Origin of the sequence: Mycobacterium sp. (genome assembly GCF_050701675.1) — a bacterium.
Classification (GTDB): Bacteria; Actinomycetota; Actinomycetes; order Mycobacteriales; family Mycobacteriaceae; genus Mycobacterium.
On the sequence record NZ_JBOGDD010000234.1, the window covers coordinates 1 to 2027 of the forward strand.

The 2027-nt window shown below is 66.9% G+C and carries 2 protein-coding genes and 1 pseudogene; all 3 read left to right on the forward strand.

Features of this window, described 5'->3' with window-relative positions:
* Window positions 1-340 (forward strand): annotated as a pseudogene (locus ACRDUX_RS06730) (FAD binding domain-containing protein); the annotation flags it as partial.
* Window positions 340-885: a (2Fe-2S)-binding protein gene (locus tag ACRDUX_RS06735; RefSeq protein WP_526412219.1), complete on the forward strand. Its 546-nt coding sequence runs from the start codon at window positions 340-342 to the stop codon at window positions 883-885. The pseudogene ACRDUX_RS06730 and the gene ACRDUX_RS06735, both read left to right, overlap by 1 nt.
* A partial coding sequence (locus tag ACRDUX_RS06740) for a molybdopterin cofactor-binding domain-containing protein (protein WP_526412221.1) occupies window positions 882-2027 on the forward strand: 1146 nt, incomplete at its 3' end. The genes ACRDUX_RS06735 and ACRDUX_RS06740, both read left to right, overlap by 4 nt.

A 2027-nucleotide genomic window follows, 5' to 3' on the forward strand; every position in this document is an offset into this window, starting at 1 on the left:
TGACTGGGCGGTGGCCGCGGCGGGCGCCACCGTAACCCTCGACGAGGCGCAGGGCGCGATCGTCGCCGCACGGGTAGGGCTGACCGCCGTCAACCCGGACGCCGAGGCGCTGCACGCACTCGCCGACTCGCTCTCATCCAAGCCGGCCACCGAACAGACCTTCGCCGAAGCCGGCCGGCTGGCGGCGGAGGCCTGCGCACCGGTGTCCGACATGCGGGGCAGTGCCGACTACAAAAGGCACCTCGCCTCGGAACTGACCATCCGCACACTCCGTACTTCGATCGAGCGGATCCGCAACACGCCAGGGCAAGCCCCCCAAGGAAATCAGAGGACCAACTGATGCAAGTGAGCATGACGGTGAACGGCGAACCGGTGACCGCCGACACCGAGCCGCGGATGCTCTTGGTGCACTTCCTGCGCGACCAGCTGCGGCTGACCGGGACGCACTGGGGCTGCGACACCAGCAACTGCGGCACCTGCGTCGTCGCGGTGGACGGCGAACCGGTGAAGTCCTGCACGATGCTGGCGGCGATGGCCGCCGGGCACGACGTCGGGACGGTCGAGGGTATGGAGGTCGATGGCAAGCTCGACCCCGTTCAGGAGGGATTCATGCAGTGTCACGGATTGCAATGCGGATTCTGCACTCCCGGCATGATGATCACCGCCCGCGCGCTGCTCGACCGTGATCCCGATCCGGACGAACACACCATCCGAGAGGCCATCTCCGGGCAGATCTGCCGATGCACCGGCTACACCACGATCGTGCGCTCGATCCAATGGGCGGCGCGCCATGGCCGGGAGGACTTCGCGCCGGCCGCGCAGACCGAGGCGACCCTCGGGGGCGACGCGGGCGACCACCTCGTCGAAGCCGGGAGCACGTCATGACCACCCTGCAAGAACCGGTGTCGCGTCCGCTGTCCGAGAACGACACCGCCGACAACGACAAGAAGCCCTGCGGCCACGGCCGGATGCTGCGCAAGGAAGACCCACGCTTCATCCGCGGTAAGGGCAACTACGTCGACGACATCAACCTGCACGGCATGCTTCACCTGGCCATCCTGCGATCTCCGTATGCCCATGCCCGAATCGCCTCCGTCGATGTGTCTGCGGCCCAGGCACATCCGAAGGTAAAGGCGGTGGTGACCGGAGCCGATCTCGCGGAGAAGGGCTTGGCGTGGATGCCGACGCTGTCCAACGACGTCCAAGCCGTGCTCGCCACCGACAAGGTGCGCTTCCAGGGGCAGGAGGTGGCGTTCGTCGTCGCGGAGGACCGCTATTCGGCGCGCGACGCACTCGAGCTCATCGACGTCGACTACGAGCCGCTCGATCCGGTCGTCAACGCCCGCACGGCGCTCGACCCGTCCGCCGAGATCATCAGGACCGACCTCGAGGGCAAGACCGACAACCACTGCTTCGACTGGGAGACCGGCGACGCCGCGGCAACCGACGCCGCCTTCGCGAAGGCAGATGTGGTCGTTACGCAGGAGATGGTCTATCCGCGAGTGCATCCGGCACCGATGGAGACCTGCGGTGCGGTCGCCGATCTCGACCCGGTGAGCGGGAAGCTCACGCTGTGGTCGACCACACAGGCACCGCACGCCCACCGGACGCTGTACGCCTTGGTCGCAGGACTGCCCGAGCACAAGATCCGCGTCATCGCACCCGACATCGGTGGCGGCTTCGGCAACAAGGTGCCCATCTACCCGGGTTATGTGTGCGCGATCGTCGGCTCGTTGCTGCTCGGCAAGCCGGTGAAGTGGATGGAGGACCGCAGCGAGAACCTGACCTCCACCGGTTTCGCCCGCGACTACATCATGGTCGGCGACATCGCCGCGACCAAGGACGGCAAGATCCTTGCGATCCGGTCCAACGTGCTGGCCGATCACGGCGCGTTCAACGGCGTCGCATCGCCGATCAAGTACCCGGCCGGCTTCTTCGGGGTCTTCACCGGCAGCTACGACATCGACGCCGCGTACTGCCACATGACCGCCGTGTACACGAACAAGGCGCCGGGCGGGGTGGCCTAT

Coding starts and splice junctions, on each gene's coding strand:
- ACRDUX_RS06735 (WP_526412219.1), top strand. CDS start 340: ATGCAAGTGAGCATGACGGTGAACGGCGAACCGGTGACCGCCGACACC.